Below are 13,396 nucleotides of genomic sequence, written 5' to 3' on the forward strand. Positions count from 1 at the left end.
CTCTGTTCAGCGGCCACGGATGACCGCCTGAGGCTCACCCAAAGGCCGGTATTGGGCGTCATCGAATACATAGTTGGCGTTACAACCGCCGAGCAGACACAGCACAAGCACGACGAGGTGTCGGGGACGATCAAGCATCAGGTTTCTCCTCGGTGAATAGGCACGCCGGCATCGCCGCAGGCAATGTTCAAGCGCGCAAGCCGGTACAGCAGCGTGCGCCGTGCAACCCCCAGTTCCCGTGCGGTACGGGTTCGGTTGCCACGATTCTTGTGCAGGCAATCGAGCAGGAACACCCGCTCTACCCGCTCCATACGCTGGCGCAGCGTTACATCATCAACGGCGCTGGCCACCGCCTGGGGCAGCGACAGGTGCACCGGCAGAATCACGTTGTCGTCACACAACAGCACGGCTCGCTCCACCAGGCACTTGAGTTCACGCACGTTGCCGGGAAAGGGATGACTCGACAGTTGATCAAGGGCGATATTGGACCACTGCACAGGCGTCCTCCCCAGGCTTGCGCATGCTTTGGCGGCGAAATGCCGTGCCAGTTGCAGCACATCTCCATCCCGCTCACGCAAGGCCGGCAACTGGATGGGGAACTGGGCAAGGCGGTAATAAAGGTCTTCGCGAAAGCTGCCTGCGGCGACCATGGCCGCCAGGTCGCGGTGGGTGGCCGCGATGATGCGCACATCAACCTTGTGCGCGGCACTGGCGCCCAATGGGCGAACTTCACCTTCCTGCAATACCCGCAATAGCTTTGCTTGCAGGGACAGCGGCATGTCGCCGATTTCATCCAGCAGTAACGTGCCGCCATGCGCCGCGTCGAACAGCCCGGCATAGTTGCGCTCGGCACCAGTGAACGCGCCTTTTCGGTAGCCGAACAGCTCACTCTCCAGCAAGCCTTCCGGGAACGCTGCGCAGTTCTGCACCACAAATGCCTTGGCCGCGCGCGGCCCTGCCAGGTGGATGGCCCGAGCCACCACTTCCTTGCCGGTGCCGGTTTCGCCCCGCAGCAGGACGGTATAAGGGGTATGCAGCACCTTGGCGATCAATTGGCAGGTCCGCGCCATTGCTGTGCTGCCGCCAATCAGGCCATAAGTGTCGACCAGCGACTTTTCGGGCCCTTGCGGTGCAACAGCCGGCACCCACCGCAGGCTGCGCAACAGGGCCAATTGGTGCAAGGCGAAGCTGCCGAACCGGCCCAGCGAGCACGCGTACCCCTGTAACCGCGCCGGGCGTTGAGCGGCGCATAGCAGCACGCCCGTGACTGCATTGAGGCGGTTGAACAGCGGCACACTCAACAGGGCGCGCCAGGGTGACGCGAGCACTGGCAAGAAAGTCGTGTCGTAGGGGCTGTCCTGCCCGTCATTCACATGGACGGCAACGCCCTGGTTCACGGTGTCGCGCAGCAACGGCACCTGCCGCAGATCGATAGCTGCAGCCGCAACCACCAGCGAGGGTGTCGCGCTCAGGTGCTGGGCGATCAGATCGAGCCGGCCGGTTTCTTCATCGAGCCGGTACAACTGGCTCAGTTCACAGCCGCTCATGTGGGCCGCAGCCGAAACGCACACACCGGGCAATGAAGCGACGTCAGTGTCCAGGCCGATTCGTGTGAACCAGTCGAGCATGGCGCTGGCATGGGCAAGCGGATCAGGCAGTTGCTCAAGGCTTTTTTCGGTCATTGGCTGAACTCACAGACGGGCTGGCCGTTGCCATCCAATCGGGCATGCACCGAGGCAAGCGGTGCGTCCGCGGCCATGGCGCCGAGCAGGCCATCCACCATCTGCGGCAATAAATGCCGCTCGATCCACTGGTCGATGTACCGCGCACCGCTGTCACCGTCAGCGCAACGCTCGGTCATGTGCGCAACCAATCCCGGCGACCAGGTGAACGCCAGTTGGCGTTGCTGCAGCCGCTGGCCAAGGCTCGCCAGTTTGAGTGCGGCCACCTCGTGCAGCACCTTTTCCCCAATCGGGTAATACGGTACGACACGCATGCGGGCGAGCAAGGCGGGCTTGAAGTGGGCACGCAGTACCGGGTAAATCGCGTCTTGCAGCACCTGGGGATCAGGTCGTTGACCGTCTGCGCAGAGCGCGTTGATACAGTCGCTTGCCAGGTTGGAAGTCATCAGCAGCACGGTATTGCGAAAGTCGATTTCCCGCCCTTCGCCATCATTGGCACGGCCTTTGTCGAAGACCTGGTAAAACAGGTTCAAAACCTGCGGATCGGCTTTCTCCACCTCGTCGAGCAGCACCACCGAATAGGGGCGCTGGCGTACGGCTTCGGTCAATACCCCGCCCTCGCCATAACCGACATAACCCGGTGGCGCGCCGATCAGTCGGGAAAGCGCGTGCTTCTCCTGGTATTCCGACATATTGATCGTGGTGACGAACTGCTCACCGCCGTACAGGAGATCGGCCAGCGCCAGCGCCGTTTCGGTCTTGCCGACGCCGCTTGGCCCCACCAGCAGAAACACCCCGACAGGCGCATCGACCTTGTCGATCCCGGCGGCGACCGCACGCAAGGCACGATCCAGGGCCTGGACGGCGTGTTCCTGCCCAAGCACGCGCGCGCGCAAAGCCTCGGCAAAACCCAGGACTTTTTCATTGGGTTCGAAGGCCAGCTGCTCAGTGGGAATACCGGTCCACGCGCTGATGACGTGCGCTATGCCACGCGGGCACACCTCAGGTTTGGCCAACGGTTGCTCACCCAGCTCAAGCCAGCGCCGCTCAAGTGCCAGGCCCTCGTGCTCGAGGGTTTCCAGGCGCAGCTTCAACGCCTGCAAGGCCTGTGTGTCCACCGGCAAACCGAGTTCGGCGTCTCGACCCAGCGCCCGCGCCTGCCGCTGACCCTCGATCAGTTCGGCGCGTACCGCCTGCAATGCCTGTGGCGGCATGGCCTGACGCGCGCGAACACTGGCACAGGCGGTGTCCAGCACGTCCACTGCCTTGTCCGGCAGCTGTCGGCCTGCAAGATAGCGTGCGCTCATGCGAGCGGCCGCCACCACTGCATCATCACGCACATACACGCCATGACTCGCTTCATAGACAGGCACCAGTCCCCGCAGAATCGTTACCGCCTGCTCGACACCGGGTTCCTCGACCAGTACCGGCTGGAAGCGCCGCGCCAGGGCCGGGTCCTTTTCGATGTAGCGCTTGTACTCCGACCAGGTGGTGGCGGCAATCGTACGCAGTGCGCCGCGAGCCAGCGCCGGCTTGAGCAGGTTGGCCGCGTCCAGGCCTCCCGGCTGGCCGCCGGCGCCAACCAGGGTATGGGCTTCGTCGATAAACAGGATCACCGGCTGCGGTGATGCGTTCACTTCATCGATTACCCCTTTGAGACGCCGCTCGAACTCGCCCTTGAGGCCGGCCCCCGCTTGCAGCAGGCCCATATCGAGGACCAGCACGCGCACTGCTTTAAGGGCCTCGGGCACTTGCAAAGCGACGATCTGCAACGCAAGGCCTTCGACGATCGCCGTTTTCCCCACCCCGGCCTCCCCCACCAGAATCGGGTTGTTCTTGCGCCGCCGCAGCAGAATATCGATCAACTGGCGTATTTCACGCTCACGACACAGCACGGGGTCTATCCGGCCCTCACGAGCCTGCCGGGTGAGGTCCTGGGTAAAGCGCTGCAACAGCGACTCGTTGGCAATCGGCTGATTCTCGCAGGGCCGGCTTTTCAGGAAATCCTGCAGCCTGCTTGTGTCCAGGCGGCTGAGCACGGCGTAATACCCGCTGCCCGCATGTTCCAGCGGGTGCTGTAAAAGTGCCAGCAACAGCGCGCCGTGATCGACGAAACGTTGACCCAATTGCGCGTGAGCAATGACCAGCGCCTGTTGTAACCACAGCACCAAGGCCTGGGCGAATACCGGGTTGCGTGTAGCACTCTGCTCACTCCTGGGCTGCAAGGCCGCCTGCAGTTCGCCCACGGCAACGCCGGCATCGGACAACGCCTTGGCCATCAGCCCGGCGGGATGCTCGAGCAAGGCCAGGAGCAGATCCTCCACTAACACTTCATGGCCGCCTCTCGTCATGCAGCGCTCGGCGGCACGCGTCAGGTCACGGCGGGTCTGGTCCGTCAACGTGCGGATCAGTTGTTGCAGGTCCACATTAATCATGCTCATCGATCCTTAATGAAAATGCCCGGCGAGTGTGATCGCACCCTCGGCTCGTTCATGCTCCAGCCAACTGGTCCAACCCAGGCGGCACACATTGTCAGCGCCGATGTGCAGCGCCCGGATTTCGCCGGGCGCCAGCACCAGGCGCAGGTCAAATTGCAGCGCGTCCGGCGCGGTCAGACGCACCAGCGAACACGCCGGGGCATACGCCGTTCCCGTGGGGAGAAAATCGTGAAAGCGCTGCCAACCCAACGCGGTGATATGCACCCTGAACTTGCCGCTGCGGTCGGCGATCCGGCGCCCCAGCATCAGGTCCTGGCCAAGCCCACAGTTGGCGCGGCCCAAGTCATTGCACTGCGACGGCGCAACGTCCACCGTGCGCGCGACCCACTGTTCGATGAACACCGAGGCATGTTTGAAGTAATACCGCAGGACGGTCTCGATCAGCGCAGCCGAGTGCGTTCGCAGGCTCAGAAGCCCGAGGTAAGGCAGCAAGCGCTTGCAATCGAGACGCGAGGCACCCCTTAGCGCGTGGCTGCCGAGGCCGATCAGCGCAAACATCTGCTGCGAAAACCCATCACTGGCGCCCTGTAGGAAACAGGCCGGGTAACGGTACTTGCGCCAGATCGGTAACATCAGGCGGTGCAATCGGTGGTGGAACATGTCGAGGAAATCCCGCGTGGGATTACCACCCGCGCGTTCCGCCAATGCCTGCTCAGCGTAAAACGCGGGCAATGGTGAACCGGCGCCGAACAACCCCAGCACATTGATGCGCAGGCGCGCCCGCAACGTCTCGTGGTCCATGAAAAACTCCACGCGGTCAATATCGTGCCCCGCAAACCCCAGGCCCGGATTGGCCTGGAACTCCAGCAGGTCGTACAGCGCCTCCTCATCCAGCCGTGGATGGGCTTGGCGCAAGCGTGCGACCACCTGCACCACCGCCTGGAACAGCGTGTATTCGCGGATGCCACGGCAAAGCCGAGTCAAAGCAGGGGTTGCTGACCCATCTGGAACGGCCATAGGTACACGTCTCCTTGTGTGCTGATAACTCGCAACTCGTGATAGGAATTGAGGCTGGCGTACAGCGCAAAGAACTGATTGAGAACCGAAGCGAACACAAACAGATCGCCCTGGCCGGCAAACCCCAGAGGGTCCACGGTCAGGTCCACCCGCAATCCGCGAATCGGCAGGCCACGGTGTAAACGGTCAACCGCTTCATGCTGGATCGAGCGCAGCGCCCCCAACTTTTTCCGGCTGATGTTCAGCGCCTGTCGATCGTGATAGCGCGGCAGATCGTAGGTTTCGAGAATCACCCTCAGCGCGTTGATATCGGTCAACGACAGATAGTTGAGCGACATGTTGCTGATCAGCTTCCAGAGATAGTCCTGGTCCAGCGGCGGCGCAAAACTCGCGGTCGGCGCGCAGATATTGCCAAACGTCAACGACTCCGGGGCGTGCTCGCCGGGCTGGTTGATTTCACCGGCCCGTAACTGTCGCGGCAGGCCGGCATTGGTGCACGTCAGCTCGATTGACAGGGTTTCCGGGCCCTGCTCGCGGCGACCATCAAACCTTATCCAGGTAGCCAGCCCATCATGCTGTACCGAAGGCCGTTGACGAATGCTGAAGCTGGGGCGCGCGCCCGTAGTCTGCAGGTCGCCTTCATGCTCGAACGACTCAAAGGGCACGTACGTCTGATGCCCCAGGCCACCGGGGCGCCATCCTGTAACACGATCAACCGAAAACACACCGGCATTTGCCGGGGAGTATTCCCCGGGCAGCAGGAGGTATTCGTCCTGTTTTCCGTCCAGCCGAATGGGTATCGCATCGTGATTGAACAGGTTGACGATCGGCGTGCAGTACAGCTTCACGTTGTCCAGGGTGGGCCGCCCAAGCGCACGGCCCTGGCCGCGTAGCTCGAAGCGCAACAGCATGCCGTGCGCCTGCTTGAGCACCTCCTGGGGAAACCGATGGAGGGCAGCCAAGCCTTCGATATCGACAAACAAGTACTTCTCGGGAAACGTGAAATATTCCTGCAAGTGGCGATAACCGCAAAAGGTGTTTTGCGGGTAGGGAATCAGTGCGTGTTCCTCTGCGAAACCCACCGGCCGGACCTGGCCGGCGCTGAGCCTTAGCGTGGCAGGCTGATCATCGATTCCGTTGACCGGCGAACCGTCCTGGTCCAACAGTTGCAACTCAATGCTGTGCAGATGGCGCAACAGGCCCAGGTACAGGCCTTGGCTGACAGAGCGGTCTCCGGCCAGGTGCAGGCGCAACGAATCGAATGTCAACGCACTGAAATTGCCCGCTGCGCTCATGGTCAGGCGCAGGTCCAACCAGTCCACTGCGCCCTGGCAGGTATAGTCCAGGCTACGCAGTTGCAACGGCATGACGTCGATGGCATAGCAGGTTTTGAAACGGCAACGTTCGCCTTTGATGGGCAGGCTTTCCACGGCGGTATCCCGTGCCACTCGAATACTGGGGCCGGCGCACTTCAACGGGTCAAATTGCAGGATGCTCATAGCAGGCATCGGCCGCATGTAGTTGGGCCATAACAGATGCATCAAGGAATGCGTCAGCTCAGGCAGCTCGTCATCCAGCTTCTGACGCAGGCGCGCGGTCAGGAATGCAAAGCCCTCCAGCAAACGCTCCACATCCGGGTCCTGACCGGCCTCGGCGAGAAACGGTGCCAGGGCCGGGTTGCGCTCGGAAAAGCGCCGCCCGAGTTGCCGCAGGGCACTGAGCTCGCTTTGAAAATAACGGTTAAAGGCCATCTGCGCAGACCTCCACTTGCCCTGCATCCGCCAGGCGCGCATGGAACACGACAGATTGGGTGCCATCGTCAATGAGCAGTCCGGCGTCAATGGCAAATGCCAATGCCAACGTTTCGTGCACGCGGGGCAGCACCCTGACGCGTACATTCACCAGCCGAGGTTCGTAGGCCTGGATGAAGCGCTCGATCAGCAGCCGCGACTGCGTCAGGGATTCGTGCAGGCTGAGCCGCATATCATTGAGATCAGGCAAGCCGTAATCCGGCAATGTCTGGACGCTGCCTGCGCGGGTGCTGAGCATTTTCGTCAAATGCGCCGCGACGGACGTCACGCGGCACACACTGGCGCAGGCGTCGGGCTCAAGGCGCTCGAAGAGGCTTCTGCAGTGGCGCATTCCCTGGCTTCGACTCATTCTTTATCGAGCTTGCCGACCAGGGACAAGGTGAAGTCCGCCCCCATGTACTTGAAATGCGGGCGTACGCTCAAGCTGACGCGGTACCAGCCCGGGTCCCCCTCGACATCGCTGACGACAATGCGCGCTGCGCGCAGTGGACGCCGCCCGCGCACTTGCGCACTGGGATTCTCCTGATCCGCCACGTACTGGCGAATCCACTTGTTGAGTTCCAACTCCAGGTCGGTCCGTTCCTTCCACGAGCCCAATTGTTCACGCTGCAGAACCTTGAGGTAGTGAGCCAGGCGATTGACCACCATCATGTAAGGCAACTGGGTACCCAGCCGGTAGTTCAGTTCGGCTGCCTTGCCCTCCTCGCTGATGCCGAACGTCTTGGGTTTCTGCACGGAGCTGGCGGAAAAGAAGGCCGCGTTGTCACTGCCCTTGCGCATGGTCAGGGCGATGAACCCTTCCTGCGCCAACTCATATTCGCGCCGGTCCGAAACCAGTACCTCGGTAGGAATCTTGGTTTCAATCTCGCCCATGCTCTGGAAGTGATGCAACGGCAGGTCCTCGACCGCTCCCCCACTCTGGGGGCCGATGATGTTGGGACACCAGCGAAAACGCGCGAAGCTGTCGGTCAGGCGTGTAGCGAAGGCGTAGGCCGTATTGCCCCACAGGTAGTGTTCGTGGCTGTTGACCACAGTCTCCTGGTAGGCAAAGGTCTTGACCGGGCATTCGAGGGGGTCGTACGGCGTGCGCAGCAAAAAGCGCGGGACCGTGAGGCCGATGTAGCGCGCATCTTCGCTCTGGCGAAAACTCTGCCACTTGGCAAACTGAGGGCCTTCGAAATGATCCCGCAGATCCTTGAGGTCAGGCAGGCCGGTAAAGCTTTCCAGACCAAAGAAACCTGGCCCGGCCGCCGCAATGAAAGGGGCGTGAGCCATACCGGCAACAGCAGCCACGTATTGCATGAGCTTTACATCAGGCGCGCTGGGCGACAGGAAGTAGTTGGCGATGATCGCCCCTACCGGCTGCCCGCCAAACTGGCCGTATTCCGCACTGTAGATGTGCTTGTAGAGCCCCGACTGGGTAACTTCCGGGGAATCCTCGAAATCGTCCAGCAGGTCCTGCCGCGAGACATTCAGCAGCTCTATCTTGATGTTCTCACGAAAGTTGGTGCGCTCGACCAGCAGTTGCAGCCCGCGCCAGGCCGCCTCCAGGGCCTGGAAATCCGGATGGTGCAGAATCTCGTCCATCTGCCGGCTGAGCTTGGCATCGATCTCGGCGATCATCCGATCGACCAGCCGTTTCTTGACTGGTTCTTCGCGGTTGTGGGGCTTGACCAGTTCCTCGATAAACGCCGACACACCGCGCTTGGCAATGCTGTACGCCTCGTCATCGGCACTCAGTAGCGTCTGGGCAATGATGTTGTCGAGAATGCTGCACTCGTCGGCGGCTTTTGGCAGGGGCTGCGGGTCATGCTGGGGAGTTGTCATGGTGTCAGTGTCCTTTTACTGAATAGGTTCGGCATCAGCGTTGCTCAGCCCCAACTCGGCCAGTACCCGAGCACGGGAGTCGTCATCGGCCAGTGCCTGCTCAATGGCTTTGCGAAAGCTCGGGGTGTTGCCCAGCGGCCCCTTGAGCGCCACCAATGCCTCTCGCAGCACCATCAGCTTTTGCAGCTGAGGTACTTGCTCGACCAGGTTGGCGGGGTTGAAATCCTTCATCGAGTTGATCCGCACCTGGATCGCCAGATCGTCGACGTCAGCGTCTTCCTGCAGGCGATTGGGCACGCTCAATGTCAAGTTCAGGGCCTGTTTGGCCAACACCTCGTCGAAGCTGTTCCTGTCGATGCCGATAGGCTTGCGGTCTTCAAGCTTGCGTGGGTCCTCGCGTTGTGAAAAATCCCCCAGCGCCAGCAGTTTCAAGGGCAGCTCGACTTCCTCCTGCGCACCACCAACGGCGGGTTTGAAGGTGATATTGATACGTTCCTTGGGTGCTACCGAACCGTCTTTGGCCATGGTGTTACTCCTTTTGATGATTTTTATTCGAGTACCGTTTCCAGATCGAAATGGCACAGCCGGCGGTGCGTCGCCTCCCTGCTTTCGCGCACGGCGTGGCTTTGCGGCAACAGGTCATAGCAGCGGTACAAAAGCCTGCCGACGTGCAGGGCCAGTTCCGGCTCCCAGCGGTCCAGGCCCGCGCGCTGTAATTCGAGGTCCAGCTGTTCCAGTTGAATCCTGCCCAGGTCAGGCTTGCCCGCCCGTATGCACAACCTGGCCAGCGCCAGTCGCCAATGAAAGCGCGCGCGTTCACTGCATGCGCTCTGCAAACCTTGCTTGAGCACGCCCACTGCAGTCTTGAGCCCTTCCTGGCGCAGGCTCGGCATGGCCGCCTGCAAGGCGGCTTCCCAGGGTTCGCTGCCGACATCGGCGACAGCCGTGAAAGGCTCGGGTTTGTGCAGGTGGCGAATCACGTGGAGCGTGATCCATTCACCAGTCGCGGGGGCCGCAAACGGCGTACCGTCGTCGAAGCGCAATTCAGGCAGGTTCGGCAAACGTTGCAATAACAGCGCGAAGCTCATTTCCAGCTCAGTCATTGCCTGGCTTGCGTGCAAGGCTTCAAGGCATTCCCAGACCATGCGCAGGCCATCAAACCAGAACAATGCGCCCGCCAGGCTGGCCTCGAGCTCAAGCAACAGCTCGGCGTGATGGCCATGACCGAGACGATCCTGGTAACGCTTAAGCTTGTCGGGAGCCAGCGGGCGCAAGGCCGTCACCCCCTCGCTGTTGGCATCGGGATAGTTGACGAGGCTCAGCCAGGCCAGGGTTCGCCCCAGACGCAAGGCCCGCAGGTCGGTGGCATTGTGGCGCAACCACCAGCTACATAACGTTCGGGCCTGTTCCTGTAAGGCGCGCAGCGCTTTGTGGGCATCCTTCTCGTTGTTGATGGGCGATTCAGGCTTGAACAGTTGCGTGCTCGCCTGCCTGACCTGGGCAATGACACCCGCGATGCCCGCCGGCTCCTCGCCGCCCTGGGTGGCACGCGCCAGGCGCTCCGCCAGTTGACGCCGGCTCGGCAACAACAACGGGGCGTCGCTGCCCAGATGCTCGTTCAACAACTCATCAAGGCGCACGAGGTGTTCATGCAGCGCCCGGAACAACGGCAACTGGTCGACAAGAGACAGGTTGTGCGAGAAGAGCGAGTCAAGGCGCGCCACCAGCCAACCCAACGCGGCAGCGCGGGTGCGTGGCTTGGCGGGATACACCTGTGCCCAGTGGTGCTCACAGAGATAAACCAGCAAGACGAGACCGGCCAGCAGTCCGGGAAATGAATCACGCTGGTGCAGTGCCCAGGTGAGCCATACAGCGACGCGCAGATCCTTGGATTGCTCACGCAGCAAGCGCTCACTGAGCTCGCAGACCTGCTGCCAATCCGGCAGGCTCGCACCATGTATCGAGTGTGTCTTGGCGACCTCGGTTTCCACGGTTTCAAACTCACTCGAAAAACGCACGTCGTTGCCGGCGAAATTCCCCGGCGAACAAGGGCTTCGTGCAAGTTCCTGGTAATAAGCGCAAAGCTTTTCTGAATGAACCATTTTTTGGCCGCACACAACTAATAAGGCTGAATAGGCAAACCAGATACCGAGAAATACGGATCAGAGTGCCGCTAACCCCGCGTTCAACACGCTACGAAGTGAACAAACCTTAGCCACCTTAAAAACAACCAGCAAGCCGCAGGGCGGGACTTAAGGAATTTCCTACAACGCCTTGAAATCAAGGCCTGCGCAATGAATTGCGCACTTAATAAGCGAGAAAACCCTTCAGTTACCCGCACCTGCGTTTAATGACTCACTCATCATCACGAGCAATTAACTGCGCAGTTGTGTGCAACTTTAATTACTAAAAAACTCATAACTCCCTGGCGTATTAAATTTTTCCAACGGCATCGCCTTTATTTCATTGGGGCACGCACTTTCAGGCACGCTTTTTGTTATAGGCATTTACCCGCCCGGCAACTTTGCTGTTCGGGAGTACCTACTTAACCAGACAAGGAAACCCGTCATGCCAACACCCGCGTACCTCTCCATCACCGGTGTCAAACAAGGCTTGATCACCGCAGGTACATTTACCCAGGACTCGGTAGGAAACATTTATCAGGAAGGCCATGAAGATCAGATCCTGGTGCAGGCGTTCGCGCATCAGGTGATCATTCCCCGGGATCCGCAATCGGGCCAGCCGACCGGCCAGCGTGTGCATAAACCGCTGATGGTGAGCAAGGTCTTCGACAAGTCCTCGCCCCTGCTATTCAGTGCACTGACCTCGGGGGAAGAAGTGTCGTGCCGGCTGGAATGGTTTCGTACCTCTTCGGCAGGCACCCAGGAGCACTACTTCACCGTTGAACTGGAAGGCGCGACGATTGTGGACATCCAGTCGCGCATGCCCAATTGCCAGGACCCGGACAACGCCCATTTCACCCACCTGGAGGACGTGTATTTCAGCTATCGCAAGATCGTCTGGACCCATGAAGTAGCCGGCACGTCCGGCTCGGATGACTGGCGCAGCCCTGTGGCCGGCTAACCGCGGCGTAGGCGGGAACGGTCCAGGGAAGGCACCGTTCCTGCCGGCACTACACCATCGCCAGCGGATGCTTGCGCTTGGGCGCGCCGAACACGCGATCAATCGCGTCCAGGTCATGCTCGTCCAACACCAGCTTCACAGCGGCGGCGTTCTGCCGTATGTGTTCGGGAGTGACCGCCTTGGGGATGGCGATTACGCCGTCTTGACGCAAGACCCAGGCGAGAGCGACTTGCGCGGGAGTGGCCTCATGACGACGGGCAATCTCCTTGAGCGTCTGGCTGGCCAACAGCGCACCGCCCTGGGCAACAGGACAGTAAGCCATCAGTGGCAAATGGTGCTGTTGCCACCACGGCAGCAGGTCGAATTCAATACCACGCTCTTCAATGTTGTAGAGCACCTGGTTGGTTGCACACACGGGGGATGCCAGTTCCTGCAGGTCTGCCACATCAAAATTGGAAACACCCCAACGGCCGATCTTGCCCGCTTCGCGCAAACGCTCGAACGCCTCGACGGTTTCTTCAAGAGGGTATTGGCCGCGCCAGTGCAGCAGGTACAGATCGATGTAGTCGGTGCCCAGGCGCTGAAGGCTCGCTTCGCACGCACGGGGCACGCCGGTGCGGCTGGCATTGTGCGGATAGACTTTGCTCACCAAAAATACCTGGTCGCGCCTGCCCTGGATGGCCTCGCCGACCACCTTTTCCGCACCGCCTTCGCCATACATTTCAGCGGTATCGATCAGGGTCAGGCCCTCGTCGATGCCCAGTTGCAAGGCGCCCACTTCGGCGCGGTGCCGGTCCGGGTCTTCACCCATGCGCCAGGTGCCCTGGCCAATGACAGGGACGGGAACGCCGGCCAGATCGATAGTACGCATGACAACCTCCTGATGAGTTGGCGAATTAACAGTGTGGCATTGACCGGACAAAAGGGTTCAATCGCAGTATGGTTGGCCTTTGATCAATCGCCAGGAATCACTCGCAATGCTGTTTGTTGTCATGCTCGGGGGCAAGCACCCCAGGGCCCGGATCGAAGTACACGATGTGGCGTTTGCCGTGGCGGATACCCTGCAGGCCACCTACCCGCAATTGCGCGACGCCTGGTTTGGCAGCCCCAAGGGCGTGCATATCGATTCGTGGATGGCGGTCGAGGGTGTCGACGGCTGGCAGGTCCAATTCAGCCAACTGGCGCCGCACGGTGATGCGCCGCACTTGTATTTCATCAACCTCGGCGGCTATGAGGCCAACAGTTTTGGCGAGGCCCATCACTACCTGTTGCTGGTCGCGCGCGACAAACGCGAAGCCATGAGCAAGGGCAAGCAGCACCTGTTGCGCCACTGGTCCCAGGCCCACACCGACGCGGTCATGGATATCGACGATTGTCTGCCCATCGACCTGGTGGACGGCCGCTACATCCATCTGGTCAAGGGCCCGCACGCCCCCATCGTCCAGCAGAACGACTACATCGTTTTGGCCTGAAACCCGCAGGCCAGGCCGTTCTTCAGCCGCTCAGGCACGCCGGTGGAACTTTGCCGGGAAATAAC

At 60.9% G+C, this 13,396-nt stretch carries 12 protein-coding genes; 2 read left to right on the forward strand and 10 right to left on the reverse strand.

Translation table 11 applies throughout. The features are described 5' to 3' along the window. Nucleotides 1-6: 6 nt before the first annotated feature. The 9 genes from BFP90_RS27645 to tssA are packed head-to-tail and all read right to left on the reverse strand — an operon-like array spanning nt 7 to nt 10,877. A complete protein-coding gene (locus tag BFP90_RS27645; RefSeq protein ID WP_065893074.1) occupies nt 7-138 on the reverse strand; it encodes a type VI secretion protein in 132 nt (43 codons plus the stop codon). Beyond that, nucleotides 138-1,682, reverse strand: a complete 1,545-nt coding sequence (locus BFP90_RS19760; RefSeq protein WP_065897780.1) for a sigma-54 interaction domain-containing protein — start codon at nt 1,680-1,682, stop codon at nt 138-140. Before BFP90_RS19760 ends, BFP90_RS27645 begins: the two co-directional genes overlap by 1 nt. Further along, nucleotides 1,679-4,117 (reverse strand): AAA family ATPase, encoded by a 2,439-nt coding sequence (locus BFP90_RS19765; RefSeq protein WP_065897781.1) that lies wholly within the window; start codon nt 4,115-4,117, stop codon nt 1,679-1,681. The genes BFP90_RS19760 and BFP90_RS19765 overlap by 4 nt, the downstream gene beginning before the upstream one ends. Nucleotides 4,118-4,129: 12 nt before the next feature. Then, the gene (gene tssG, locus BFP90_RS19770; RefSeq protein WP_065897782.1) at nt 4,130-5,137 is read right to left on the reverse strand and encodes a type VI secretion system baseplate subunit TssG; all 1,008 of its coding nucleotides are present in this window, start codon (nt 5,135-5,137) and stop codon (nt 4,130-4,132) included. Beyond that, complete coding sequence (tssF, locus tag BFP90_RS19775; RefSeq protein ID WP_065897783.1) at nt 5,101-6,888, reverse strand: type VI secretion system baseplate subunit TssF; 1,788 nt, start codon at nt 6,886-6,888, stop codon at nt 5,101-5,103. Before tssF ends, tssG begins: the two co-directional genes overlap by 37 nt. Continuing rightward, the gene (tssE, locus tag BFP90_RS19780; protein ID WP_065897784.1) at nt 6,878-7,279 is read right to left on the reverse strand and encodes a type VI secretion system baseplate subunit TssE; all 402 of its coding nucleotides are present in this window, start codon (nt 7,277-7,279) and stop codon (nt 6,878-6,880) included. Before tssE ends, tssF begins: the two co-directional genes overlap by 11 nt. Nucleotides 7,280-7,293: 14 nt before the next feature. Continuing rightward, the gene (gene tssC, locus BFP90_RS19785; RefSeq protein ID WP_065893080.1) at nt 7,294-8,775 is read right to left on the reverse strand and encodes a type VI secretion system contractile sheath large subunit; all 1,482 of its coding nucleotides are present in this window, start codon (nt 8,773-8,775) and stop codon (nt 7,294-7,296) included. A 15-nt stretch (nt 8,776-8,790) separates the two neighbouring features. After that, nucleotides 8,791-9,300, reverse strand: coding sequence for a type VI secretion system contractile sheath small subunit (gene tssB, locus BFP90_RS19790; protein ID WP_065893081.1), 510 nt, complete (start codon nt 9,298-9,300; stop codon nt 8,791-8,793). Between the two features lie 23 nt (nt 9,301-9,323). Continuing rightward, nucleotides 9,324-10,877, reverse strand: a complete 1,554-nt coding sequence (gene tssA / locus BFP90_RS19795; RefSeq protein ID WP_065897785.1) for a type VI secretion system protein TssA — start codon at nt 10,875-10,877, stop codon at nt 9,324-9,326. 466 nt (nt 10,878-11,343) lie between these two features. Here tssA and BFP90_RS19800 point away from each other — a divergent pair, with 466 nt between their 5' ends. Next, nucleotides 11,344-11,859, forward strand: a complete 516-nt coding sequence (locus BFP90_RS19800; RefSeq protein WP_065893083.1) for an Hcp family type VI secretion system effector — start codon at nt 11,344-11,346, stop codon at nt 11,857-11,859. A gap of 49 nt (nt 11,860-11,908) precedes the next feature. Here the strand turns inward: BFP90_RS19800 and BFP90_RS19805 are convergent, their stop codons facing one another. Beyond that, nucleotides 11,909-12,730, reverse strand: a complete 822-nt coding sequence (locus tag BFP90_RS19805; RefSeq protein WP_065893084.1) for an aldo/keto reductase — start codon at nt 12,728-12,730, stop codon at nt 11,909-11,911. A gap of 106 nt (nt 12,731-12,836) precedes the next feature. Between BFP90_RS19805 and BFP90_RS19810 the strand changes: the two genes are divergently transcribed. Continuing rightward, nucleotides 12,837-13,331 carry a DUF1543 domain-containing protein gene (locus BFP90_RS19810; protein ID WP_065887452.1) on the forward strand — a complete coding sequence of 165 codons (495 nt, stop codon included), beginning with the start codon at nt 12,837-12,839 and terminating at the stop codon, nt 13,329-13,331. The last annotated feature ends 65 nt before the right edge of the window (nt 13,332-13,396 follow it).

Origin of the sequence: Pseudomonas sp. 24 E 13 (assembly GCF_900004715.1) — a bacterium.
In the GTDB taxonomy this organism is placed as follows: domain Bacteria; phylum Pseudomonadota; class Gammaproteobacteria; order Pseudomonadales; family Pseudomonadaceae; genus Aquipseudomonas; species Aquipseudomonas orientalis_A.

Bases quoted from the DNA above. Each gene is read 5' to 3' on its own strand.
- BFP90_RS27645 (WP_065893074.1), bottom strand. From the start codon at position 138: ATGCTTGATCGTCCCCGACACCTCGTCGTGCTTGTGCTGTGTCTGCTC.
- BFP90_RS19760 (WP_065897780.1), bottom strand. From the start codon at position 1,682: ATGACCGAAAAAAGCCTTGAGCAACTGCCTGATCCGCTTGCCCATGCC.
- BFP90_RS19765 (WP_065897781.1), bottom strand. From the start codon at position 4,117: ATGATTAATGTGGACCTGCAACAACTGATCCGCACGTTGACGGACCAG.
- tssG (WP_065897782.1), bottom strand. From the start codon at position 5,137: ATGGCCGTTCCAGATGGGTCAGCAACCCCTGCTTTGACTCGGCTTTGC.
- tssF (WP_065897783.1), bottom strand. From the start codon at position 6,888: ATGGCCTTTAACCGTTATTTTCAAAGCGAGCTCAGTGCCCTGCGGCAA.
- tssE (WP_065897784.1), bottom strand. From the start codon at position 7,279: ATGCGCCACTGCAGAAGCCTCTTCGAGCGCCTTGAGCCCGACGCCTGC.
- tssC (WP_065893080.1), bottom strand. From the start codon at position 8,775: ATGACAACTCCCCAGCATGACCCGCAGCCCCTGCCAAAAGCCGCCGAC.
- tssB (WP_065893081.1), bottom strand. From the start codon at position 9,300: ATGGCCAAAGACGGTTCGGTAGCACCCAAGGAACGTATCAATATCACC.
- tssA (WP_065897785.1), bottom strand. From the start codon at position 10,877: ATGGTTCATTCAGAAAAGCTTTGCGCTTATTACCAGGAACTTGCACGA.
- BFP90_RS19800 (WP_065893083.1), top strand. From the start codon at position 11,344: ATGCCAACACCCGCGTACCTCTCCATCACCGGTGTCAAACAAGGCTTG.
- BFP90_RS19805 (WP_065893084.1), bottom strand. From the start codon at position 12,730: ATGCGTACTATCGATCTGGCCGGCGTTCCCGTCCCTGTCATTGGCCAG.
- BFP90_RS19810 (WP_065887452.1), top strand. From the start codon at position 12,837: ATGCTGTTTGTTGTCATGCTCGGGGGCAAGCACCCCAGGGCCCGGATC.